At 59.9% G+C, this 22,873-nt stretch carries 20 protein-coding genes and 2 pseudogenes; 11 read left to right on the top strand and 11 right to left on the bottom strand.

What is annotated here, in order from left to right:
* Window positions 1–131: 131 nt before the first annotated feature.
* The 3 genes and pseudogenes from AC244Q_RS25300 to AC244Q_RS25290 form a co-directional block, all read right to left on the bottom strand.
* Window positions 132–1,586, bottom strand: coding sequence for an ATP-binding protein (locus AC244Q_RS25300; RefSeq protein ID WP_128406650.1), 1,455 nt, complete (start codon window positions 1,584–1,586; stop codon window positions 132–134).
* A 347-nt stretch (window positions 1,587–1,933) separates the two neighbouring features.
* The gene (locus AC244Q_RS25295; RefSeq protein WP_487764156.1) at window positions 1,934–2,089 is read right to left on the bottom strand and encodes a peptidoglycan-binding domain-containing protein; all 156 of its coding nucleotides are present in this window, start codon (window positions 2,087–2,089) and stop codon (window positions 1,934–1,936) included.
* A 168-nt stretch (window positions 2,090–2,257) separates the two neighbouring features.
* Window positions 2,258–2,527 (bottom strand): annotated as a pseudogene (locus AC244Q_RS25290) (glutathione binding-like protein); the annotation flags it as partial.
* A 138-nt stretch (window positions 2,528–2,665) separates the two neighbouring features.
* On the opposite strand from AC244Q_RS25290, the gene AC244Q_RS25285 reads away from it, so the two are divergent.
* From AC244Q_RS25285 to fhuF, 5 genes are all read left to right on the top strand, one after another.
* Window positions 2,666–3,238 (top strand): TetR/AcrR family transcriptional regulator, encoded by a 573-nt coding sequence (locus tag AC244Q_RS25285; RefSeq protein ID WP_012755160.1) that lies wholly within the window; start codon window positions 2,666–2,668, stop codon window positions 3,236–3,238.
* 306 nt (window positions 3,239–3,544) lie between these two features.
* On the top strand, window positions 3,545–3,799 hold the full coding sequence (locus tag AC244Q_RS25280; protein WP_128406651.1) for a FitA-like ribbon-helix-helix domain-containing protein: 255 nt from the start codon (window positions 3,545–3,547) through the stop codon (window positions 3,797–3,799).
* Window positions 3,796–4,221: a type II toxin-antitoxin system VapC family toxin gene (locus AC244Q_RS25275; RefSeq protein WP_012755158.1), complete on the top strand. Its 426-nt coding sequence runs from the start codon at window positions 3,796–3,798 to the stop codon at window positions 4,219–4,221. The genes AC244Q_RS25280 and AC244Q_RS25275 overlap by 4 nt, the downstream gene beginning before the upstream one ends.
* 238 nt (window positions 4,222–4,459) lie before the next feature.
* The gene (locus AC244Q_RS25270; RefSeq protein ID WP_012755157.1) at window positions 4,460–6,643 is read left to right on the top strand and encodes a TonB-dependent siderophore receptor; all 2,184 of its coding nucleotides are present in this window, start codon (window positions 4,460–4,462) and stop codon (window positions 6,641–6,643) included.
* A gap of 9 nt (window positions 6,644–6,652) precedes the next feature.
* Window positions 6,653–7,435: a siderophore-iron reductase FhuF gene (gene fhuF / locus AC244Q_RS25265; RefSeq protein WP_012755156.1), complete on the top strand. Its 783-nt coding sequence runs from the start codon at window positions 6,653–6,655 to the stop codon at window positions 7,433–7,435.
* Between the two features lie 83 nt (window positions 7,436–7,518).
* Here fhuF and AC244Q_RS25260 read toward each other — a convergent pair.
* Window positions 7,519–7,955: pseudogene (locus AC244Q_RS25260) on the bottom strand (GNAT family N-acetyltransferase).
* Window positions 7,956–8,323: 368 nt separating this feature from the next.
* Here AC244Q_RS25260 and AC244Q_RS25255 point away from each other — a divergent pair.
* A complete protein-coding gene (locus tag AC244Q_RS25255; RefSeq protein ID WP_012755155.1) occupies window positions 8,324–10,201 on the top strand; it encodes a HAMP domain-containing methyl-accepting chemotaxis protein in 1,878 nt (625 codons plus the stop codon).
* Between the two features lie 189 nt (window positions 10,202–10,390).
* Window positions 10,391–10,780: a RidA family protein gene (locus AC244Q_RS25250; RefSeq protein ID WP_012755154.1), complete on the top strand. Its 390-nt coding sequence runs from the start codon at window positions 10,391–10,393 to the stop codon at window positions 10,778–10,780.
* Here AC244Q_RS25250 and AC244Q_RS25245 read toward each other — a convergent pair.
* The 6 genes from AC244Q_RS25245 to AC244Q_RS25220 form a co-directional block, all read right to left on the bottom strand.
* Window positions 10,777–11,358 (bottom strand): NAD(P)H-dependent oxidoreductase, encoded by a 582-nt coding sequence (locus AC244Q_RS25245; RefSeq protein ID WP_128406652.1) that lies wholly within the window; start codon window positions 11,356–11,358, stop codon window positions 10,777–10,779. The two genes, AC244Q_RS25250 and AC244Q_RS25245, sit on opposite strands and share 4 nt — an antisense overlap.
* Entirely contained in the window at window positions 11,355–12,764 is a 1,410-nt protein-coding gene (locus AC244Q_RS25240) for an FAD-binding oxidoreductase (RefSeq protein ID WP_128406653.1), read from the bottom strand. The genes AC244Q_RS25245 and AC244Q_RS25240 overlap by 4 nt, the downstream gene beginning before the upstream one ends.
* A gap of 1 nt (window position 12,765) precedes the next feature.
* Entirely contained in the window at window positions 12,766–14,079 is a 1,314-nt protein-coding gene (locus tag AC244Q_RS25235; protein ID WP_017996125.1) for a cytosine deaminase, read from the bottom strand.
* Window positions 14,079–14,933, bottom strand: coding sequence for an ABC transporter permease (locus tag AC244Q_RS25230; RefSeq protein ID WP_017996126.1), 855 nt, complete (start codon window positions 14,931–14,933; stop codon window positions 14,079–14,081). The genes AC244Q_RS25235 and AC244Q_RS25230 overlap by 1 nt, the downstream gene beginning before the upstream one ends.
* The gene (locus AC244Q_RS25225) at window positions 14,933–15,757 is read right to left on the bottom strand and encodes an ABC transporter ATP-binding protein (RefSeq protein WP_012755149.1); all 825 of its coding nucleotides are present in this window, start codon (window positions 15,755–15,757) and stop codon (window positions 14,933–14,935) included. Before AC244Q_RS25225 ends, AC244Q_RS25230 begins: the two co-directional genes overlap by 1 nt.
* A 67-nt stretch (window positions 15,758–15,824) precedes the next feature.
* The gene (locus AC244Q_RS25220; RefSeq protein ID WP_128406654.1) at window positions 15,825–16,841 is read right to left on the bottom strand and encodes an ABC transporter substrate-binding protein; all 1,017 of its coding nucleotides are present in this window, start codon (window positions 16,839–16,841) and stop codon (window positions 15,825–15,827) included.
* 183 nt (window positions 16,842–17,024) lie between these two features.
* Between AC244Q_RS25220 and AC244Q_RS25215 the strand changes: the two genes are divergently transcribed.
* Window positions 17,025–18,014: a LysR family transcriptional regulator gene (locus AC244Q_RS25215; protein WP_003562367.1), complete on the top strand. Its 990-nt coding sequence runs from the start codon at window positions 17,025–17,027 to the stop codon at window positions 18,012–18,014.
* On the opposite strand, the gene AC244Q_RS25210 is transcribed toward AC244Q_RS25215, so the two are convergent.
* On the bottom strand, window positions 17,977–18,843 hold the full coding sequence (locus AC244Q_RS25210) for a creatininase family protein (RefSeq protein ID WP_012755147.1): 867 nt from the start codon (window positions 18,841–18,843) through the stop codon (window positions 17,977–17,979). The genes AC244Q_RS25215 and AC244Q_RS25210 overlap by 38 nt on opposite strands.
* A gap of 232 nt (window positions 18,844–19,075) precedes the next feature.
* Here AC244Q_RS25210 and paoA point away from each other — a divergent pair, with 232 nt between their 5' ends.
* The 3 genes from paoA to paoC are packed head-to-tail and all read left to right on the top strand — an operon-like array spanning window position 19,076 to window position 22,872.
* Entirely contained in the window at window positions 19,076–19,723 is a 648-nt protein-coding gene (gene paoA / locus AC244Q_RS25205) for an aldehyde dehydrogenase iron-sulfur subunit PaoA (protein WP_128406655.1), read from the top strand.
* A complete protein-coding gene (locus AC244Q_RS25200) occupies window positions 19,720–20,670 on the top strand; it encodes an FAD binding domain-containing protein (RefSeq protein WP_128406656.1) in 951 nt (316 codons plus the stop codon). Before paoA ends, AC244Q_RS25200 begins: the two co-directional genes overlap by 4 nt.
* Window positions 20,671–20,673: 3 nt before the next feature.
* On the top strand, window positions 20,674–22,872 hold the full coding sequence (paoC, locus tag AC244Q_RS25195; RefSeq protein WP_128406657.1) for an aldehyde oxidoreductase molybdenum-binding subunit PaoC: 2,199 nt from the start codon (window positions 20,674–20,676) through the stop codon (window positions 22,870–22,872).
* Window position 22,873: the final 1 nt, after the last annotated feature.

Genomic DNA, 22,873 nt, shown 5'->3' with positions numbered 1-22,873 from the left:
GACGATCTGCTTGCCCTAATGATTTTGTACCAGCGGACGACAGTATGTCGTAAACGTATCATATCGGGCCAAAGTCTCACTCATGCCAGACCGAATTCACGGTTCGATTCCTGTCAAGGCGGTCACTTGCCTTAGACGGCCCAGTACGGAACGTATCTCGCGTTTCTCCTGCCCTGGTCCGGATCTGCCGGTGCGATGCGGCCGAGTTTGATCGATTCCGCGATAATTGTGGAAACTGCCTGATACTCTTCGGCCGGAAGCGAGAACCGTTCCCGGAGAGTTGCGTTGCTCATGTAATCGTGAGTTAGCCAGCGCAGAATACAATGAAAGAAGCACGCCCGCATTTTCTCTGCCTTCGACATCTGGTTGAAGCCTTTTGGCGCGAACAGCACGACACGCATTGAGTTTTCGGATGAGATGAAATCGGGGGCCGGGAGATGCTCTGCCTCGATCTCAATTAGCGTCTTGTCGAGACCGCCACCGCGTTCCTCACAGAGGCCGAATGAACGCATAGTCGCTGCCAGTTTTTCGTTTCGGGAGCGTCGTTCGTCGAGGATTCGGTCGGTGCTGATCAGAGAGTTACCCGGATTGCTGACCTCGATCCGGTTATCATAGATCTCAACCACAGGACCGACGCCGGTCGCCATGAAATCCTGGTGGATGAGTGCGTTGGCAATCACTTCCCGGATAGCTGTTTCCGGGAAGTGCGGAACCATGCGTCGAACCCCGTCGATATATCGTTCGTCCTTGGGCAGGCGTTCCATCAGGAATTTCATCATGCTGGTGAAACCGACGGCGTAGCCCTTCTTGCCTTCCTGTTCGAAGTCGGATCGAGATTTATCGCGGCCGGTATATTTGACGATGCGAACGGCTTTCCCGGCGATGGAGGGAAAAGCCGTGACGTCGCGGGCCAGCATGATGGCGCCGAGGTTGGTAATGTCGAACCGGCCCTCAAGATTATCCAGAACAACCCCTCGATCCGCCATCTTGCGGGTCACCTCTTCTTGGTTCTTGGGCCTTGGCTCGCCGGTTAAATCGAACATAGGATCCGGATCCAGGAGCGCGAAAACATCTTCCGTGGTCACGTTGGATGCAGCCACGGCTGTCTCGAAGCGGCGCCTTCCGGTCGCTATCCACAGCGCCCGCTCATGCTCCGGAAACTCGGCGAGCTTTTTCTTGTTCTCCCCAATCCGGATGAATTCCACACCGCTGAACTTTACGGGCCGTTCATAGGACGGTTCGATGGCAATCACGGAATAGGCAAGGCCATCGCACGAGAAATCCAGAACCTCGATGAGGACACGCGGCTCGATCATCCGGCTCAGCCAATTTGTAAAATCCTCGTTTCCCTGCTTTAGTTTTTGCAAACGGAGTTCGGTCCCCACCCGTTCTTTCGAGCGGTCCTCCACGCCGAAGACAAGGAAAGCACGATCCCGGCCAGCCAGCATGGCTGAATTCGCGAGGCTGGAAACATACTCACCAATCTCGCGCGGATCCTTGTTATTGACCTTGAATTCCAGCCACCCAGTTTCGTTCGGCTCTTGAAGCAACCGGTTGAGCAAAGCGCATGGATCATGGATAGGCATTTCGTTTCCTCGTTTTATCCCCCTTATATCAGATTCGCCCCTATCGTCACGGTCCACTCAGGTGAGAGGGGTGAGTTTTTTCAGCAAAAACAATGCGATGGTAATAAGAAGTGAGCGACGCGTTTTATCCGCGTTTTGAATGCGGCGAGGGAGAAGCAGGTCGCCCCGATGACCTAGATACGGCGCCCGGTCTTTATCCCCCTTTTGTCGGGATCGCGATTGCTCACGCATCTAGACACGAAATAAATAGAATAAAAACAAGGTGATGATGGCTGTAATGGGGCTTGACTACTATCGCCGTTATGTCGGAAAAGCGCTGCGTATAGAGCGGCAGGGCATTCCAATCGCTATCGTGCTGCAATCCCGAATGCGTTCAAGACCTCTGTCGTTACCGTACCGGTTACCTTGAGCTTGTTGTCCTTCTGCATCTGGCTCAGCGCCGCGCGCGTGTCCTCGTCGACGACACCAGTCAGGGAGCCAGCGTAATAACCGTAGGCAGGCAACCCCGACTGCACCTGGATAACGATCCGCCTGAATTTGTTCGAGTTTCCGGGCAGTGTTTTCTCGGGTGCCATCTGCCGCGGAGCGGCGGGCGCAGGAGCGGGCGCCGGTGCAATCAGAGCTGCCGGTGGGGAATTGGTTGGCGCGGTGTAGCGAGGTGAGGTGTGCGATTAGAAGCCGAGCCTACGCAGATCCTCCGCGACGAACATCTGGCCGCTGCGATTCTTGACGCTCGGCAGCTCGGAGACTTTTGTGCGCCAGGTCTTCAGCGCGGAATGATCTTCAGGGATGGCAATGCCGGCGGCGTCCGCGAACATCAGCCCGGCAAACACTGTGATGTCGGCCATCGAGAATGCATCGCCGGCGACGAACGAACGGTCCTGCAGCACCGTATCGAAATACCTCATGCCGGCTAGCGCCTTATCGCGCTGGCGGTTGCCCAGGAAAGCCGGGGCGATCGAAGATTTTCATCAGGAATGCCTTTATCTGTCTATCGATAGATAGATTGCGATTCACAGATATCTCTTCCCTTTTTGGCCGTCAACAACTATCTATCGAGTGATAGGTACGGAACGACAATGGCAAAAACCAAGACGGATATGCGCGAGGCGGTCATGGCCGCCGCAAAAGCCACGGTGCAGTCGCATGGCTACAGTGCGCTGAGCTTTCGTGAACTCGCCAAAGAGGTCGGGATCAAAAGCGCCAGCGTGCACTATCATTTTCCGACCAAGGGCGATCTCGGCGCCGCGTTGGCGCGTCGCTATACGGAGGAGGGCGCAGCCTACCTGGCGGAGCTGCTGGCCACTTCCAACGATGCGAGTTGGTGCATGGGCAGATACGCGGCGATCTTTCGCGCTGCCCTGGCCAACGATAATCGCATGTGCCTGTGCGGCATTATGAGCGCGGAACTAGACGACCTCCCTGCGGAGGTCAGAACCGAGGTCGATCGATTCGCGCAGATGAACGTCGGATGGCTCACCCAGATCCTCTCACGCGCAAGGCCCTCGTCGGGCGAGCAAAATCTGCAGGAGTGGGCGATGGCGATTTTTGCTGCTATGGAAGGCGCGCAGCTGGTCGCACGCGGTTGCCGGGACATCGGCATCTATGACCGGACGATCCGGGCCTATCGGACCACGGGCCTCATCCCATAATTGGCCAGCGGCTCTAATGGGAGTGGCAGTTGCTCAACTGCGCGCGATGGAGTTTTGCGCAACTCCGCCAGCCGATCTAGCCGGCGAGCCACTTCAGCGGCACCTGCGGTCGAAATGCCCTCCTACTTAGTCAGTTGATACTACTGACCGCAGTCGGGTGGCAAAGGTTGCGCATGGATGGTGGATGAGGATTGCAATTTGTCGCAATTCAAAAAGCGTCCTTCCAAAACAACTAGAGGAGTTGTCAGCTGATATCACCTTCCATATATTGATAGCATGATCATCAGTGTTAAGGGGGTGCAAGCGATGGCAGCAGTTACAATACGCAATTTGTCTGAGGAGACACATCGTGCCTTGAGAGTGAGGGCAGCTCATCACGGCCGCAGTACCGAAGCAGAAATCCGTGACATCCTAGAAACAGCGGTACGGCCAGCTGAGCGCGTCATGTTGGGCTCGTTGCTAGCATCGATCGGGCGCGAAGCAGGGCTTTCCAACAACGACGTGGATAATCTGCAGCTCGTCCGAGACAAAGCGGCTGCGGAACCTATGAGTTTCGAATGATCCTGATCGATACCAACGTCATCTCGGAGCCATGGAAGCCCACACCCGATAGTCAGGTGCTGGCGTGGATCGATGCTCAAGCAGTGGAAACACTGTTCGTCTCGGCGATTACAGTAGCTGAGTTACGGTTCGGCATCGCCGCGATGCCTAGCGGAAGACGAAAGACCGTCCTCTACGATCGACTAGAAGAGGAAGTTCTACCTCTATTTTCTGGACGCGTTCTATCGTTCGACATGGCTGTGTCAAAGAGCTATTCGGAATTAATGGCGCGAGCACGCGTAGCAGGTCGGGCAATCGGTAAAGCAGATGCCTATATCGCCGCAACTGCCGCGGCGAACGGATTTATTGTCGCTACCCGCGACACTAGTCCCTTCGAAGCCGCAGGACTTAACGTTATCAACCCGTGGTACGCACCGACATAGCAGCGACAAGCGGCTGACGATTGCCGAGCCATCCCGCAATCTCGACCCATCAAGACCGGCAGGTTGGCAATTTATCTGCACGGGACGTCATGGCCCCAATTCTACGTGCAACCTGTTCGGGTGACTCGAAAGCGTGGATTCTTGCAGATTAATAGATGATTTAAATAATCATCTTATGTTGACAGGGCCAATTTCGCTCCATAGGTTCCGCCCGCATCGGTGGTGTCGGGACCAAGCAATGGCGCGTGTTTTTTTGAATGTTTCTAATAATGTATCGCGAATTTATAACGATAGCCTATTTGTCGCGACAGCGATCCTCCTGATCGGCGTTGCAGCATCGCCGGCTTTAGCTCAGAGCGCATCGACAGATGGCAGCGCGACGACGCTGGAGCCGATCGTCATTCAAGGTGCATCCTCTGATAGCAAGTCCGACCGGACGTCCGTTGCTGCCAAGAACAGTTCGGCCGCGACCAAGATCAACACGCCGCTCGTCGAGACGCCGCGTTCGGTCTCGGTGACCACGGAGAGGGAAATCGAGCAGCGTGGCGCCCAGAGCATCATCGAGGCAGTGCGCTATTCGGCCGGCGTGACAACCGGACCGAACGGGTTCGATCCGCGCTTCGACCAGATCTTCATTCGCGGCTTCAACGTTACGACGGTTGGCGACTACCGTGACAGCTTGCGTCAACCCTATATCAATTACGGCATGTTCCGCACCGATCCCTATCAGTTGCAGCGCGTCGAGGTGATCAAGGGACCAGTATCCGTTCTCTACGGCTCCGGATCGCCGGGCGGCCTCGTCAACAAGATATCGAAGCTTCCGACCGAAGAGCCGATCCACGAAGTCGGTATCTCCTACAGCACCAAGGATCGGGCTCAGGCGATGTTCGATTTCGGCGGGCCGATCAGCGAAGGAAATGACGATTTTCTCTATCGCATCGTCGGCCTTGCCCGTCACGGCGACACCAATTTCGATATTGCCGACGACCGCTATTTCCTGGCACCGTCCTTTACCTGGAAACCTGACGAGGGCACGACCTTCACGCTGTACGGTCTGGTGCAGGCCGACGAGACCGACTCCAATGTCGGCGCGATCACGACACTGGACGGCCGAATACTCGACATTAGGCAGAGCGATCCCGATTACGACTACCAGAAGGTCAAGCAGCAGCAGGTCGGCTATCAGTTCGAGCATGAATTCGACAACGGCCTGACGTTCCGGCATAACCTGCGTTACTCGCATCTCGATCTTCGCGCTCGCTACCTCGGCGTTTCCAGCTGGACCGGGACCGTCGCGCATCGCAACGCCAGCTCGATCCGGGACGAGATGAACGTCTTCCAGGTCGACAACCAGCTCGAGGCGAAGTTCGATACAGGCCCGATTGCCCACACGATGCTCTTCGGGCTCGACTACACCAATCTCCAGTCGAACTGGGGCTACGGCATCGGCGCCGTCAACCCGGCATTCGATTTCGATATCGCCAATCCGACCTATGGCGTGTCAGGCGCCACGCCGGCCTATAACTTCATCGTAGCCGATGCCGACATGCGGCAGGTCGGTGTTTACGCCATGGACCAGATCGAGGCCGGCAACTGGCGCTTCAATCTCGGCGGCCGCCAGACCTGGGTGAACCAGACGCGTGACACGACCTATACCTCTTTGGGGTTGAACGCCTCCGAAGACGTCAGCAAGAATGCCCTCTCCTGGCAGACCGGCGCGCTTTACCGCTTCGACAACGGCATCGCGCCATTCGTTTCCTATGCGACCTCTTTCGATCCCGTGACCAACCGGTCGGCATCCGGCAAGATCCTGGAGCCGACGGAGGGCGAACAATACGAACTTGGCGTGAAGTACCAGCCGCCCGGCACCGATATCCTGTTATCGGCGGTCGCCTATCACATCGTCGAAAAGAACAAGCCGGTGTTGGCCAATCCCCTGACCCTTGCCTATAACTCGCTCGGCGAGGTGACGGGAACGGGCATCGAGCTTGAAGCCCGCGCGGCAGTCGCCGATGGCCTGGATCTCATCGCAGCCTACACCTACAACCATTCCGAGGTGACCGGAGGTGGTGAAAACGAGGGCAACACGCCGGCTGTGACCCCATCGCATGTCGCAAGTCTCTGGGCCAACTATACGTTCCAGGAAATGAATCCGTTCAACGGGCTGTCGGTCGGCGCGGGTGTCCGTTACGTCAGCGAGAACTGGACGGATACCGCCAATACTTCGAAAAACCCTTCGGGTTTCTACGTCGATGCGTCCGCCGCTTATGATTTCGGCGCGGTCGACAAGAAATATGAGGGCCTGACGGCCGCCTTCAATATCCGCAACATTGCCGACGAACGCGACACTGTCTGCAATGAGGGCTTCTGCTATCTCGGCCAGGGCCGTAACATTACCGGCACCCTGAAATACCGGTGGTAAGGCACGGCAATGGAGACAAACGGGGCGCTCCAGCGCCCGACCTTGATCGCTGACCATCCTGTCGCCCACCAGACCGTCAACCTCGACGGACTGGTGGGCGACGGACCGTTCTCTTATTGCCGAGGCAAGCTGCTCGATTCCCCGCCGCAGACGGGTATCGTCGTTTCCTGCAGAGATCTTTGCGACCGGGCGATCTTCGACGAGATCATTGGCCGGTATGCGCAAAAATTTCCCCGCAGCGACCGTCGTGCGATCGTCTCGATGTGGACGCTCTACTACTTCAGCATGCTGACCATCGCCCCCAGCGTCCATTTGTTCGTGCACCACATCGGGCTGCCGCTAGAAATCGACCGCCTATCGCTCGTCTGTACCGACCAGACAGGCGAACCGGAAGCATTCTTGATGTCCGGCAGGCCCGAGGTGACGACTGACCCGGCCGGCGAGCTTCACCGGCTGATGCTCGGTCACGCCGAGCCCGTCATCGCGGCGATCGCCGCCAATGCCGGCGTCGCGCCGAAGCTTCTCTGGAACAATGTCGCGGCCTATCTCTCCTGGATTCTGAAGGAGATCGCTCATCGCCATGAGCCCCTCCTCGTCGAAGGTGGCCTGGCGCTGCTGGAAGAAGCTCAATGGCCGGGCGGCGGGCGCAACCCGATGTTCGGCATGATCCGCATTGCGCGCCAGCAATGCGGGCTCGAATTCGTGCGCCGGAAAGTCTGCTGCCTGCGCTATAACCTGCCGGGCGTCGGCGGCTGCGGCGAAGCCTGCCCGCTGCCGGAGGGGCGCCACTAGCTCCTATCGTCCACCGCGCGCAGAGACGGGTGCCCTGCGCGCCAGTTATTGCAAATGCGCGCCAAGCAGAAAATCCCGTCGTCTCAAAGCGTAGCCTCACCTACCTGGACACCAGCGAGCGGCTTGACCATGAACAGGCATGGATGGTCCTCGTGCCAGAGCTTTGCAAAGACCTCAGCCCGCACGAAGCCGTTCCGGTCATAGAAGCGCCGCGTCGCCTCGAACTGCGGTTCGTCGCGGCCGCGCGGGGCGAGCGTCTTGACCGTCAGCAGCCGCGCACCCGTTTCGTGGCCGAAACGTTCTGCCGCATCGACGAGATGGCGTCCGGCGCCGCGACCGTGATATTCGGGTCGCGTCGCAATCAGCGCGATCTCGACGGCGCCCGGCGGGTGCGGCTTCAAGGCCATCAACGCGGTCACGACATCGGCTTCGACATAGCCGAACACCGGCAGGTCTTCGATCGCCGGGGCGCCCGCTTCGATAACCTCAGGTTCTGAAAGCCAATCTGGCAAAGCCCCATGATCGATCGGCAGAGCTCCGCCTTGCCCGTCAGGATCTCTCGTCGCGGACGGCAGGACGGCGCGTGAGCGGATCGACGTTGCCCTGACGGCGATTGATGTCCAAAGCCGGGTCAATGGAGATCGATTCATTCTTGGTATCGAGACCTGATGGAGCTGCCATTTTCGCTCGCCATGGCTGCTATTTCCTTGGATTTCCAGGAACTTTAAGTCGCATGTCGTTTAATTAATCGCGGAAGTATGGATCTGCTCAGAAGATTTCAGGAAAAAGAGCGGGATCATTGTTTAGTTAATACTAAATTATTGAATCTGGCGCGAGATCTTGCATCAGCCGGCATGCCGGTCGTTCCAGACCTTCGAGGAGACCCGCATGAAGCGCCCGAGCATCAAACAAGCCCTGATCTTAAAGCTGTCGATCATCAGTCTGTTCATGGTTGGCCTGTCCTATATCTCGCTGAGCACGATTTCGACACTTCGTGCCAATACCGAGCAGATCGGGACCTTCTGGATGCAGCGGCTTGTGACGGCCCGGGAGATCAAGGATGACTTCCTCGACCTGAAATTGGTCTATGCCCAGTATCTCCTGGAGGATACAGCGGAGGAGCGGAATGTCGGACAGCAAAAAATCGATGCAGCCGGCGCCGCGCTCGACACAGTTGTTGGCGAATACGAAAAAGGCGTCCGCACCGAGCGGGGGCGCGAACTGATCAATCAGATCAAGCCGGAACTCGCCAAATATCGCGCGCTTGCAGAGCAAATGATCGCGTCTGAAAATGACGGGAAGACGCCTGAAGCAATCCGTCTCCTCAAGGAAAATATGGAGCCACAAGCCGAGCTAATGAACAAGGCGGTTGCAGATCTGGTCGCCTTCATTCTCGGCCAGGCCGAAGGTTTCGTGGCCGCGAGCGGTGCTTCCGCACAATCCGCTTTCATGCTGACGGCCACGATCGCAACGCTGGCCGTGCTTCTTGCCGTTGCCGGCATATTCTTTGCGATATCGGGCATTGCTAACCCAATCCGAAGCATCGCTTCGGCCATGAGGCGCTTGTCGGATGGCGATCTCGACAGTGATATTCCCTATGCCGGTCGCACCGACGAAGTCGGCGAAATGGCCGGCGCGGTTGAAATCTTCCGTCAGAATGCCCTAAACGTCGTCAGGCTGGAGAAGGAAGCCGCCGAATCCCGCAGCGAGAGCGAAGCAGCGCGCGCCGCAGCCCAACAGCGCGCCGAACGCGAGGCAGAACAGTTGCGCTTCGCGACCACGACATTGGGCGGAGGCCTCCGGCGGCTTGCAGCAGGCGACATTTCCTTCCAGCTTTCGGAGCAATTTGCGGCCGAATACGAAGCCTTGCGCGAAGACTTCAACGCTTCGCTCCGGCAATTGGGTGCGACCATCGGCGCCGTGCTCGAGACGGTACACAGCATCGACAATGGTACCGGTGAAATTGCATCTGCCGCGCAGGATCTTTCCAAACGCACTGAACAACAAGCTGCCTCTCTCGAGGAGACGGCTGCAGCCTTGGACGAGATCACCTCGAATGTGACGATGTCGACCAAACGCACCGACGAGGCACGCAACGTGGCCAAAGAAGCCGATATCAGTGCCCAGCGGTCGGCAACGGTCGTCTCTGAGGCGGAACAGGCCATGCGCCGCATCGAAGACAGTTCACAGCAGATTTCGAACATCATTGGTGCAATCGATGAAATCGCCTTCCAGACGAACCTCCTGGCGCTGAATGCTGGCGTTGAGGCTGCCCGTGCGGGTGAGGCGGGCAAGGGTTTTGCCGTTGTCGCCCAGGAAGTCCGTGAGCTCGCCCAGCGCGCCGCTCAAGCGGCCAAGGAGATCAAGGGCTTTATTCAAAAGTCGTCAACCGATGTGGAAAATGGCGTGAAATTGGTTCTCGAAACCGGAACGTCGCTCAAGTCGATCGGTGAATACGTCATACAGATTAACCAACTCATGGATGCGATTGCCACATCGGCGCGCGAGCAATCGATTGGACTTGCCGAGATCAACACGGCCGTCAATCAGATGGACCAAGCGACCCAGCAAAATGCAGCGATGGTCGAACAATCGACAGCTGCCGTTGCCTCATTGTCCTCCGAGGCAGGCCGGCTGCGGGATCTGGTCAATCAGTTTCAATTGGACGGCGACAGAGGCGCAGCGGACGGGCAGCGCAGCGGACGAGCCTTTGAAGGCAACAGCCCCATCCACTTGGTCGCCTCGCGGCGCGTGATACAAAGATGAAGCGCGGCGGACATCAGACTAAGTACCGTGGATATTGAACTGGCGCCTGGACGATCCTCGGCCCCTCCGCGGCGGGTTGTCCCACATCATTCCTCGCAACTTATCATGAGCGGCAGCGATATTCTCATATCCCGCCGCATCCTGTAGGGTCGCGGGATCTACGGACCTATAAGAATTCTAGAGCGATCGATGAAGAAGATCTTCAATCCGGCCTCGGTGCGCCGGCCTTTTGGGAATTACAATCACGGCCTGCTGGTGCCGCCCGGCGCAGCGCTGCTCGTCACCTCGGGCCAGCTGGGTATCGGTCTCGACGATACTGTTCCGAGCGACATCACGGCTCAGGCGGAACTCTGCTTCGAGGCGATCAAGGCGATCCTCGAAGAGGCGGAGATGAGTTTTGCCGACGTCATCCGCATTTCGGGCTTCGTCATCCGCCGGGAGGATTTCCCGGCCTATATGGCCGTGCGGGATCGCTATACGCTCGATCCGAAGCCGGTTTCCACCTTGCTCGTTATCGGCGGCTTTACCCGCTCGGAATTCCTCGTCGAGGTCGAAGTGACGGCTGCGAAAATTTTCTAGAATCGCTCCATCGCGCCTCCGACGCGGGCGAGGAATTTTGACCGCGTCTCCGGCGTGCAATTGTTCATGTCGTAATGGGCGAGGAACGTCACCGGCCTCACCGGATTGATCTGCGCCCTCAGCACGCGCTTGACGATTTTCTTTGGCGGGTTGCCGGCGGCGAAGGCCCGGAAGGGCGTTGCGCCGTAAGTCAGGACGGCTGCGAGCTTGCGGATGTGGCGCAGCCGCGATTCCACCTTGCCGTTAACCAGCTCGAAGGAGACGCCCGGCAGCCAGACGCGGTCGAAATATCCCTTCAGGATCGCCGGAAAGCCAAAATTCCAGATCGGGGTGCAGATCACCAGCCCCTCGGCCGCCTTCAACCGTTCGACGTGCGATCCCACCAGCTTCAGGTTTTCCGGATAGTCGTGATAGACGAGCCGGTCGTGGCGTGAGAGCACCGGATCGAACTGCTCTTCATAGAGGTCGCAGGCGTCCACAATATGCCCGGCCCTCTCAAGGCTCTTGACGGTCTGCCGGTAAAGCGCCTTGCCGTAACTTTCCTCGACCGGGTGAGAGTGGAGGACAAGAACCCTCATGAAGCCTCCATGACGGCTGCCAGGCCCGGGAAGAGATAGTTGTTGCCGGCGTTGAAATCGAAATCGGGATTGTCCCACGCAATCATCTTGCCGGGATTGAGCAGGCCCTTCGGATCGGTTTCCTGCTTGAAGGCGAGCTGCACCGCGTCGGTGCGCTTCATGCCGCCTTCTTCGAGCGTATAGCGGTGCGGGTTGAAGATCGGGCATCCATTGTCCTGATGGATCTTGATGATCTCCTCCAGCCGCTCTTCGGTGGTATAGCGCACCAGCGGCAGCCCGGAGCACTGGATCTGGCCGTCGAATTTGATGAATTCGAGATGACCCGGTACTTCGTCACCGAAGATTTCGACGATCTTGCGGACTTTGGCGACATGATCCGGTCCCGGATATTGCACCTGCAGATAGGTGAAGCTCGGATCGACCTTCAGCGCACGCAATGTCGTGTGGTTCCAGGCAAGCTCGTAGGCGTGCGGAATGCCGCGCATGCTTTCCACCTTGTCGGAGCGGAACATGATCTCGCCCTTCTGCGCCGCCGTGAAGGCAAGAAAGGCATCCATGGAGTGCGGCGCGATCATTAGCACGACGATCGACTGGCCCTGACGGATGTAGGGCTTGTGGCGGGCGAAATAGTCGTAAGGAATGGGAGCGGCGATCGGCGCGATCTCCTTGACCAGGATGCCGTTGCATTTCGCCAGCGCATCGGAGAAGCGCACCGCTTCCATGAAGTCGTCATAACCGACGAGCACATCGACCCAGTCATAGGCAGGTGCAAGCGGCATCTCGATCTCGGTGATGATGCCGTTGGTGCCGTAGGCGTGGCTCACCTTCTGCAGATCCCAGCCGGTGAGATCGAGCACGCGCGGCTCGGCCTCCATGGTGACGACGCGCAGGCGCAGGATGTTGCCGAGGTCGCGCAAGCCGCCCCAGGTGATCGAGCCGACGCCGCCGGAACCGCCGGCGATGAAGCCGCCGACCGTCGCCGTCTGGGCGGTGGAGGGGTGGAAGCGCAGCTCCTGGCCGGAATGGGCCTTGGTCTGCTTGTCGAGTTGGGCAAGAACGATGCCCGGTTCGCAGACGACACGGCCGGGATGGATCTCCTTGATCTTGTCCATGGCGGCAAGGTTCAGCACGATACCGCCGGAAAGCGGCATGGCCTGGCCGTAATTGCCGGTGCCGGCGCCGCGCGGCGTGACCGGCACGCCATGGGCAAAGGCGACCTTCAGCGTCCGGATAACCTCTTCCTCGGTCTTCGGCGTGACGACGAGATCGGCCGTCACATTGTCGAGCTGAGCTTTGAGTACAGGCGAATACCAGTAGAAATCCCGGCTCTTCTGGCGAACCAGCGCTGGATTGTCCTCGACGGCGATGCCTTCGAGGTCCTTTTTGATCTTTTGATAATCGGCCATGTCAGGCTCCAACGACGTTGTCGAGTTCACGGTAATCCGGCAGGCTGCGGTCGATCACCTTGCCGCGGCGAAGCACGACGCGGTCAGACTGCGGACGGGACAGGAATTCACTCCACCGCCGCGCGCTGAAGAGCACGAGATCGGCCGGATCGCCGGCGGCGATGCGGCCCTTGTCCGGCCGTCCGACGATGGCGGCGGGCGAGGTGGTGACGACGCGGGCGGCGGTATCGAGCGGATGGTCGAGATGCAGAATCCGCACGGCCTCACGGAAAACCTCCACCGGATCGAGATCACCATAAGCATAGAAGGGGTCGCGGGTATTGTCGGATGCGACCGCGGTCGCGACGCCGGCTGCGGCCAGCTCCTTGAACAGGGTGACACCGCGCCAGCGCGGGGTGCGGCCGGGATAGCGGTCCTGCAGATACATGTTGCACATCGGTAGCGCGATGACCGCGATACCCGCCTTGGCGACCAATTCGACGGTGCGCGCGGCGGTGTCTTCGTCCTGGCGGGCGAGCGAGCAGCAATGGCCGGCGGTGACCTTGCCCTCGAACCCGTTGCGCAGCACGGCCTCGGCGATTGCCTTCAGCGTCTCGGCGCCGCGATCATCCGTCTCGTCGACATGCAGATCGACATCAAGGCCATGCTCCCAGGCAGTCCTGAAGAGCGTGTCGAGCTGCCAGACCAGTTCCGGCCCCATCCTGGTGACGCCGCCAAGCAGGCCGCCGTTCTGTCGGATTGTTGTGACGAGATCGGCAAAGAAGGCGCTGTCTGCCATGGCATCCAGCGGGAAGAGAGCGACCGCCTGCAGTGCGATCCTGTCTTTCCAGGCATCCCGGATTTCGGCAAAAACCTCGAAGGAGATGCGATGCTGTGGCGCAAGCGAGTCCAGGTGCGTACGGATCAGGCTGGTGCCATGGGCATAGGCGGAGCGGAGCGAGAATTCCATCCGCCGTTTGACGTCTGCGGCCGACCAGTTTGCTTCCCGGTCGGCCCTGACGGCATCGAGCGCGCCCATGAAGCTGCCGTCGGGATTGGCCTGGCGCGGCCAGATATGGCCTTTGTCGAGATGAGTATGGATATCGGCAAAGCACGGCCACACCATGCCGTCCTTGAGATCGATCCTGGCATAATCGGCGGGTGCGGCGCCGGCCGGCCGAATGGCGGCAACCATGCCGTCGCTGATGACGATATCGACCGTGGCCAGCCCTTCGGTGACCGGCACGTCGACATGCTCGACGGTGACGGCGGGCACTGTCGCGTTGCTCAACACGAAGCGGGCCGCATTCGGCGGGGATATGAAGGAATAGGTCATCAGTTTTCCCGTTTGATGCTGCTTTCATGCCAGCGATGAAGGCTCAGCCAGGCAATGAGGGTGGTGAGGCCGAAGATCGCTACGCCAAGCATGGAGAGCATCAAGAGGGCGGCGAAGAGCCGCGGGATGTTCATCCGGTACTGCGCTTCGAGCAGACGGAAGGCGAGGCCGGAGCCGGCACCGGCGGATCCTGCGGCAAATTCGGCGACGACGGCGGCGATCAGTGCGAGGCCGCCGCCGATGCGAAGACCGGTCATGAAATAGGGTTGGGCGGCAGGCAGTTTGAGAAAGAACAGCGTCTGCCAGCGCGAGGCGCCGTAGAGCTCAAAGAGGTTGATCAGATTATGGTCGACGCTCTTCAGGCCCTGCACCATGTTCGAAAGGATCGGGAAGAACGCGACGAGGAAGGCGCAGATGAGAAGCGCGACCTGCGTGGAGGGAGCGTAGATCAGGATCAGCGGCGAGATCGCCACGATCGGCGTCACCTGCAGGATAACGGCGAGCGGATAGAAGGCGATCTCGATCCAGCGCGATTGCACCAGGAAGATTGCAAACCCCACGCCGCCAATCAGCGCCAGCATCAGCGAGATGAAGGTGATCTTGGTCGTGACCCAGAGGGCCGGCGCCAGCGTGCCCCAATCATTGATGAAGGCCGCAGCCACCGCGCCGGGACCGGGCAGGATGTATGGCGGAACGTCCGAGAGCACCACGTAAAGCTCCCAGGCGATGATGAGCACGGTGATGACGAGGAAAGGCACGGCAATGCGCAGGGCTAACTCACGCCGCCGGGCGTTCGCCGGTCGGGAGCCGGGCGGAGATGCGGCTTCTGCGGTTTCGATGCTTTCGACGCTCATCAGTGATCCTCCGATCCGCCCATCGCCTCGATCAGCGAACGAGACGCTTTTTCGCAGGCCTGCCGATATTGTTCCGAGGTTCGATAATGCGAATCCCGCTCAAGGCTGGTGGTCAGCGGAAAATCGGCATGCACGCGGCCGGGCCTCGCCTTCATCACCACGATGCGGTTCGAGAGATAAGCGGATTCAAATACCGAATGCGTCACGAAGATCACCGTAATGCCGGTCGCCTTCCACAGCCGCAGCACGTCGTCGTTGAGTTTCTGGCGGGTGATCTCGTCGAGTGCGGCGAAAGGCTCGTCCATCAGCAGCAGCTTCGGCTTGGTCACCAGCGCGCGGGCGATCGACACGCGCATCTTCATGCCGCCGGAGAGTTCGCGCGGATAGGCATCGGCGAAATCCTGGAGGCTGACGGTCGCCAGCGCTTCGGTGATCCGGCCGCGGGCTTCCGCCTTGGAGATCCCGCGCAGTTTCAGCGGCAGGTAGACGTTGCCGAAAACGGTCTTCCACGGCATCAGCGTCGGCTCTTGAAAGACGAAGCCGATATCACCTTCAGGCAGGCCCTTGGAATTGATCCGTGAACTCGGCCAGTCGATCTTGCCCGCGGTGATGTCGCCAAGGCCGGCGATGATGCGCAGCGCCGTGGACTTGCCGCAGCCGGAGGGGCCAAGCAGGCTGATGAATTCGCCACTTTCGACGGTCAACGACATGCCCGAGAGCGCTGTCGTGCCGCTGGAAAAGACCTTCGACACCGACTGCATGACGACCAGTGGCCGCTTTCTCGCCTCCTTGGAAGGCGCCGCCTTGGTTTCGGCTAGGGACATTTTCTCGCTCATTTATCGAAGGAGTGCGGTCCGCCGCCAGACGAGCGGCGGACCTGGCCTGGGAGGCTTATTTCTTCAGCGCCATTCCGGCGCCCTTGCAGACGAACTTCGTCGTGAAGGCCTTGGTATAGTCGGTGTCGGTCTTGAAGACCTTGATAGCAGTCATCTCGTCGAAGAACTTCTTGTAATGGGCGTCGGTGATGCAGCCGATGCCCTTGTCCAGGCTGTCGCCGGATTCGATGATGCCGTATTCCTTCATCTTGGTGACCGAATAGGCGATCTGGCCGTCCGTTATTTCAGGATTGTCCTTCTTGATCAGCGCGTTCGCCTTGGTGTTGTCGCCGTAGAGGTAATTGTACCAGCCCTCGATCGAGGCATCGACGAAGCGCTGCACGACGTCGGGCTTGCCATCGATCGTCGCCTGCGTGGTCGTGATCATCGTCGAATAGGGTGAGTAGCCGTTGTCGGCGAGCAGGAAGACCTTTGGCTCGAAGCCTGCCTGCTTCTGGATCTCGTAGGGTTCGGAGGTCAGGTACCCTTGCTGGGCAGACTCCTTGTCTGCGAGGAAGGGGGCGGGACTGAAGTTATAGGGCTTGTACTGCTCGTCCTTGAAGCCTTTGAAGTTGGCCTTCATCCACTCGAAATAGGTGAGATAGCCGTCCTTGCTGAGGAACAGCGTTTTCAGCTTGGCGAGGTCCTCGAACGTGTCGACGCCGTTGTCCGGATGGGCGATCAGTACCTGCGGATCCTTTTGGAAGATCGCGGCGACATCGACCAGCGGAATGCCCTGTTCGACGGCGGATATCTCGCCCTGAGGGCCGCCCATGTAGAAATCGAGCTTGCCGGAGATCAATAGGGCGCTGTTTGCAGCATTCGGGCCGCCCTGGACGATGGTGACGTCGAGGCCGTATTTTGCATAGGTGCCGTCGGCGACGGCTTGGTAGAAGCCGCCATGCTCCGCCTGGGCAAGCCAGTTCGTCCCGTAGCTCACCTTGTCGAGGGCAAGCGCCGGTGAGGCAGCCGCAAGCATCGAGGCGAGGCCGAGGCAGCTCAGGAATTGCATCTTCGTCTGTGCTTTCAACATGGTCGGCAGTTCCCCTTTTGTGGCCGAGGGAGACCTTAGTGGCTCCCTTTTGAGGGAATTTGAGCCATTGCCATGCGCTTTGAAAAGCATCAAAATTCGTGCGCATTGATGCCTTTTCGGCATCTGTCGGAAAGCTGAAAATAATTTGTGCGCCCTGCGCAAAATTTATGCATCGGAGAGACCATGCTGCACTCCAGACGCCTTCTTTACATCAACGAGATCGCCCGGTGCGGTTCGATCCGCAAGGCGGCCGCGCGCCTCAATGTTGCGTCATCGGCGGTTAACAGGCAGATTTTGGCGCTGGAGGAGGAGATCGGGGCGCCGCTTTTCGAGCGGTTGCCGCGTGGCCTGCGGCTGACGGCTGCCGGCGAACTCTGCATCGAACATATCCGGGACGTGCTGAAGAATTACGAGCGCCTGGAGGGGCGCATCCGCAGCCTCAAGATGCAGCAGGCCGGCAAGGTGCGCATGGTGACGACCGTTGGGCTTGCCGCCGGGCCGCTGCCCGAAATCATCGCGCGCTTTCTTTCAGAGCATCCGCGCGTCTTCGTCCAGCTGCGCAACGATACCGGCGGCACGACGGCCAGCCCCGTTGTATCCGGCGAGGTGGATATCGGTCTCGGCTTCAACATCCCCGCCACTCCAGGCATCCGCACGCTTGGAAATTTCGATATCCCGATCGGTGTCGTGCTGCCGCCAGGGCATCACCTGATCGGTCCCGGGCCGATCAACCTTGCCGATGTCACCCAGGAAAAACTGGTTCTGGCGCAGCCGGGGACCAGCCTGCGCGAGGTGATCAACCTTGCTTTTGCGCGCCTGCCGATCTCGGTCGAGCCGGTGCTGGAAACCAATGCATCGGAGATGCTGAAGCAGCTCGTCAAATGCGGCACGGGGCTGACGCTGCTCAATCCGCTCGACGTCATCACCGAATGCCGGCGCGGTGAACTCGTCTTCCGGCCGATCGCCGAGCCCCATGCGCGTTACCAGCAGATGAAGCTGTTTGCCCGCGCCCGCGCGCCCCTTGACGCGGCCACCAGCCTTTTCGTCGAATATCTGCTCGCCGAACTGCTCGGCCTGGTGCAGGAATTGCAGGCCAAGGGTCATATCCCACCGGATGTGAAACCGGCGGCTGAACCTATTTCACATAGAGATTCGAAAGCGGATAGGCCTTGAGATCCCGGAGCAGCTCGACAAACCCCTTGACCTGATGGCGGCAGATCGCCTCGCCCTTTTCAGCCGTGGCGATCGAGGCATCGCCGACAACGCCGAGGGGATTGAGGTCATGCGCGATCCAGGCCAGCGAATGCGGCGGCAGAGGCTGAAGAAATTTGGATTGCTGCCGCATCCCTTCGGCCTTGGAGGCAAAGTTCTGCGCCTTGTCCATGCGCACCAGCTCGGGGCGGAAGTGCAGCATCAACGATGTTTCGACATCGCCGCCGTGGATGCCGTATTTGCTCTCGTGATCGCTCACCATGCCTTCCGGATGACCGAAGCGGCCCCATTGCGTGGAGACCACCGCCATTTGCTGGCGCACGCGCAGTTCGCGCGCGACGATGCTCATGATGTCGACATTGCCGCCGTGGGAATTGACGATCACCATCTTCCGCAGCCCGGCTTCGGCAACTTTTGCGCCAATCGCCGTCCAGACGGGGATGAGCAGCTCAGCACTGAGCGACAGCGTGCCGGGGCCGTAGATGTGTTCGTTGGCCTTGCCGATCTCCTGTGTCGGAAGGACCAGGATGTCCAGATCCTCCGACCGCTGCCGCTTCAGCTCCGCCAGCATGCCGGTCGCGATGGCGACATCCGTTGCGATCGGCAGATGCGGGCCGTGCTGTTCCGTCGAGGCGATGGGCAGAACGGCAATCGTGGTCTCGGGAGAGAGGCCGGCAAAATCATATGTATTGAGCTCGTTCCAGTAAAACGGCGTGGGCATCCGGTCATCCCTTTTCGTCACCTGCTTCGATAGGGAGTAGGGAATAATGATGAGCCCGAAAAGCATCATTTTTTGCGCATGGCGCTGCTTTTTTTCGCGCGCATCGACGGGCGTTACTCCGCCGGCGCTTCCACATTCAAGCCAACTTCATTGAAGATGTGGTTCGCGGCATCTTATGACCGCGGCCCGGGGAATTCATGAGCCAGATCGATAACCGTATGCAACGGAAGGGACCTAATCAGACGGCGGAGATGCACTACCTCAGCAGACGGCGTTGACGCGCCCATGTCCAACGAGCAAGGTGGAACAGTTCATGCCAAGCCAGACACAACTGGAACTTTCCCGTCGAGATCTACTTATCTCGTCGGCCGCAGCGATTGCGGTCACCGGAGCCGTCGCGCCCGCGGCGGCGCAGTCCCCAGGAAATGACATGGCCTATACATCGAAAGTTTCCTTCACGGTTAACGGTGAGAACCGCGATCTCGAGGTCGACAACAGAACGTCGCTGCTCGACGCGTTGCGCGAGCACTTGCATCTCACAGGCACGAAGAAGGGATGCGACCACGGCCAGTGCGGTGCATGCACCGTCATGGTCGACGGCCACCGCATCAACTCCTGCCTGACGCTGGCGGTCATGCACGAAGGCGATCAAATCACCACGATCGAAGGCCTCGGCCAGCCTGGAAACCTTCATCCGATGCAGACGGCCTTCATCAAGCATGACGGCTTCCAGTGCGGCTACTGCACGCCAGGACAGATCTGTTCCTCCGTGGCGGTGCTGGAAGAGATCAAGGCGAACATACCGAGCCACGTTACCGGCGATCTTACGGCTGAGGCGGCCGTCACTGCAGCCGAGATCCGCGAGCGCATGAGCGGCAATATCTGTCGATGCGGCGCCTATTCCAACATTATCGATGCCATTTCGGAAGTCGCGGGGATAAAAGCATGAGAGCCTTCACCTACGAACGTGCCTCATCCGTCGAGACCGCTGCCAAGGCGGCAGCCTCCAATCCTGAAGCCAAATTCATCGCCGGCGGTACCAACCTCCTCGACCTGATGAAGCTCGAGATCGAAACGCCGACGCATCTGATCGACGTCAACGGTCTCGGCCTCGACAAGATCGAGCCCACGCCGGGGGGCGGGCTGCGCATCGGCGCCTTGGTCCGCAACACCGATCTTGCAGCGCACGAGACTGTTCGCCGCGACTACGGTCTGTTGTCCCGCGCCTTGGTCGCGGGTGCCTCCGGGCAACTGCGCAACAAGGCGACGACGGCCGGCAACCTCCTGCAGCGCACGCGCTGTCCCTATTTCTATGACCCGAACCAGCCGTGCAACAAGCGGCAGCCGGGCAGCGGCTGTTCGGCCATCGGCGGCTTTAGCCGCCAGCATGCCGTCGTCGGCACCAGCGAAGCTTGCATCGCCACGCATCCGAGTGACATGGCGATCGCCATGCGGGCGCTCGATGCTGTCGTGGAAACGGTCAAGGCCGACGGCAGTCGTCGCGCAATTGCGATCGCCGACTTTCATCGATTGCCCGGCGACACGCCTGATATCGAAACCGTTCTCGAGCGCGGCGAGTTCATCACGGCGGTCCTGCTGCCGCCCCCGATCGGCGGCAAGCACATCTATCGCAAGGTGCGAGACCGTGCCTCCTATGCCTTCGCACTCGTCTCGGTCGGAGCCGTGATCCAGCCGGATGGTACAGGGCGGGTCGCCGTCGGCGGCATCGCCCATAAGCCATGGCGCATCGAGGCAGCCGAAGCCGAGCTGCCGAAAGGTGCGCGCGCGGCGGCAGACGTCCTTCTTGCCGGCGCCCGTCCTACCGAACAGAACCGTTTCAAGGTCCGTCTGGTCGAGCGCACGCTCGGCGCGGTCATCGCCGAAGCAAGGGGTTGAGCCATGCAGTTCGATACACCAGCGACAACCAACCCGATCGATAATCTGAAGGTGGTCGGTCAGCCGATCCATCGGATCGACGGCCAGCTCAAGACGACCGGCCGCGCGATGTATGCCTATGAGTGGCACGATCCGAATATGCGCTACGCCTATGGTTATCCTGTCGGTGCGGCCATCGCCAAGGGCCGCATCACGTCCATGGACGTGTCCGCCGCCAAGAGGGCTCCGGGTGTGCTTGCCGTCGTGACGACGCTCGACATCGGCGAGCGGAAGAAGGGCAAGTTCAACACCGCCAAGCTTTTTGGCGGCGACGAGATTCAGCACTATCACCAGGCAATTGCGGTCGTCGTCGCCGAGACCTTCGAGCAGGCACGCGCCGCAGCCTCCCTGGTCAAGGTCGACTATGCCGAGGAAAAGGGTGTGTTCGACCTCGGCAAGGCAAAGGATTCAGCCGTCAAGCCGGATGAATCGCAGCAGCCCGATACCGCGGTCGGCGACTTCGAGGCTGCCTTCAGGTCAGCTCCCGTCACTGTTGACGCGTCCTATACGACGCCCGACCAGTCACATGCGATGATGGAGCCGCACGCATCGATCGCAGCCTGGAACGGCGAAGAGGTGACCGTCTGGACCTCCAGCCAGATGATCGACTGGTGGCGCTCCGACCTTGCGACGACGCTCGACATCGACAAGGAGAAGATCCACCTCATGTCGCCCTTCATCGGCGGCGGCTTCGGCGGCAAGCTGTTCCTGCGGGCGGATGCCGTGCTGGCCGTTGTCGGCGCGCGTGCGGCAAAGCGGCCCGTCAAGGTCGCCTTGCCCCGGCCCTTTCTCATGAACAACACCACCCATCGGCCGGCGACGATCCAGCGGATCCGCATTGGAACCGAGCGTGACGGCAAGATCACCGCCATAGCGCACGAAAGCTGGTCAGGCGACCAACCCGGCGGCCAGCTTGAGACCGCTGTCAATCAGACCCGTCTTCTCTATGCAGGGGCGAACCGGATGACCGCGATGCGTCTTGCGACACTCAACCTGCCGGAGGGCAATGCCATGCGCGCTCCGGGCGAAGCCCCCGGACTGATGGCGCTCGAAATCGCCATCGACGAGACTGCCGAAAAAGTTGGGATCGATCCTGTGCAGTTTCGGATCGTCAACGACACGCAGGTCGATCCGGAAAAGCCGCAGCGGCCTTTTTCCCAGCGCAATCTCATCGGCTGCCTCACGCTCGGTGCGGAGCGGTTTGGCTGGAGTAACCGGGGGAAGCCCGGTTCCAGGCGTGACGGCAACTGGCTGGTCGGCATGGGCGTTGCCGCCGCCTTCCGCAACAACCTCGTGCTTCCTTCAGGAGCAAGGGTAAAGCTTGACCGGGAAGGCGTCGTGACTGTCGAAACCGACATGACCGACATCGGGACCGGCAGCTACACGATCATCGCCCAGACTGCCGCCGAGATGATGGGGGTTGCGATCGACAAGGTCGCCGTCCAACTTGGCGACTCGCGTTTTCCGGTTTCTGCTGGTTCCGGCGGACAGTTCGGTGCGAACTCCTCCACGTCCGGCGTCTATGCAGCCTGTGTCAAGCTGCGTGAGGCCATCGCCAAGAAGCTCGGCTTCAACTCCGAAGACGTCATCTTCGAGAATGGCGCGGTCCGCTCGGGCAATCGTTCGGTGCCTCTTGCCGAGGCCGCCGGTCCGGAGGGTCTTGTCGGCGAGGACACCATCAAGTGGGGAGAGCTTACCGAGACGCATCAGCAATCGACATTCGGCGCACACTTCGTGGAGGTTGGCGTCGACATTGCTACGGGAGAAAGCCGTATTCGCAGGATGCTCGCAGTCTGCGCGGCGGGAAGAATCCTTAATCCGATCACCGCCCGCAGCCAGGTCATCGGCGCAATGACGATGGGGGCCGGCGGCGCACTGTCCGAGGAATTGGCGGTCGACACCCGCCGCGGCTTCTTCGTCAACCACGATCTCGCCAGCTACGAAGTGGCGGTGCATGCCGACATTCCGCACCAGGAGGTAATCTTTATGGACGAGACCGATCCGATGTCCTCGCCGATGAAGGCCAAGGGCGTCGGCGAGCTTGGCCTTTGCGGCGTCGCGGCAGCAATCGCCAACGCCGTCTATAACGCGACCGGCGTCAGGGTTCGGCACTATCCGCTGACGCTTGACAAGCTTATCGGCGGCTTGCCGGACGTGGCCTGAT

Source organism: Rhizobium sp. CB2179 (assembly GCF_057653455.1).
This window is presented reverse-complemented; position numbering and strand designations above follow the sequence as displayed.

Coding starts and splice junctions, on each gene's coding strand:
- AC244Q_RS25230 (WP_017996126.1), bottom strand. CDS start 14,933: ATGAGCGTCGAAAGCATCGAAACCGCAGAAGCCGCATCTCCGCCCGGC.
- AC244Q_RS25285 (WP_012755160.1), top strand. CDS start 2,666: ATGGCAAAAACCAAGACGGATATGCGCGAGGCGGTCATGGCCGCCGCA.
- AC244Q_RS25200 (WP_128406656.1), top strand. CDS start 19,720: ATGAGAGCCTTCACCTACGAACGTGCCTCATCCGTCGAGACCGCTGCC.
- AC244Q_RS25250 (WP_012755154.1), top strand. CDS start 10,391: ATGAAGAAGATCTTCAATCCGGCCTCGGTGCGCCGGCCTTTTGGGAAT.
- AC244Q_RS25220 (WP_128406654.1), bottom strand. CDS start 16,841: ATGTTGAAAGCACAGACGAAGATGCAATTCCTGAGCTGCCTCGGCCTC.
- AC244Q_RS25300 (WP_128406650.1), bottom strand. CDS start 1,586: ATGCCTATCCATGATCCATGCGCTTTGCTCAACCGGTTGCTTCAAGAG.
- AC244Q_RS25240 (WP_128406653.1), bottom strand. CDS start 12,764: ATGGCCGATTATCAAAAGATCAAAAAGGACCTCGAAGGCATCGCCGTC.
- AC244Q_RS25245 (WP_128406652.1), bottom strand. CDS start 11,358: ATGAGGGTTCTTGTCCTCCACTCTCACCCGGTCGAGGAAAGTTACGGC.
- paoC (WP_128406657.1), top strand. CDS start 20,674: ATGCAGTTCGATACACCAGCGACAACCAACCCGATCGATAATCTGAAG.
- AC244Q_RS25235 (WP_017996125.1), bottom strand. CDS start 14,079: ATGACCTATTCCTTCATATCCCCGCCGAATGCGGCCCGCTTCGTGTTG.
- AC244Q_RS25255 (WP_012755155.1), top strand. CDS start 8,324: ATGAAGCGCCCGAGCATCAAACAAGCCCTGATCTTAAAGCTGTCGATC.
- AC244Q_RS25275 (WP_012755158.1), top strand. CDS start 3,796: ATGATCCTGATCGATACCAACGTCATCTCGGAGCCATGGAAGCCCACA.
- AC244Q_RS25280 (WP_128406651.1), top strand. CDS start 3,545: ATGGCAGCAGTTACAATACGCAATTTGTCTGAGGAGACACATCGTGCC.
- AC244Q_RS25225 (WP_012755149.1), bottom strand. CDS start 15,757: ATGTCCCTAGCCGAAACCAAGGCGGCGCCTTCCAAGGAGGCGAGAAAG.
- AC244Q_RS25270 (WP_012755157.1), top strand. CDS start 4,460: ATGGCGCGTGTTTTTTTGAATGTTTCTAATAATGTATCGCGAATTTAT.
- AC244Q_RS25215 (WP_003562367.1), top strand. CDS start 17,025: ATGCTGCACTCCAGACGCCTTCTTTACATCAACGAGATCGCCCGGTGC.
- AC244Q_RS25210 (WP_012755147.1), bottom strand. CDS start 18,843: ATGATGCTTTTCGGGCTCATCATTATTCCCTACTCCCTATCGAAGCAG.
- fhuF (WP_012755156.1), top strand. CDS start 6,653: ATGGAGACAAACGGGGCGCTCCAGCGCCCGACCTTGATCGCTGACCAT.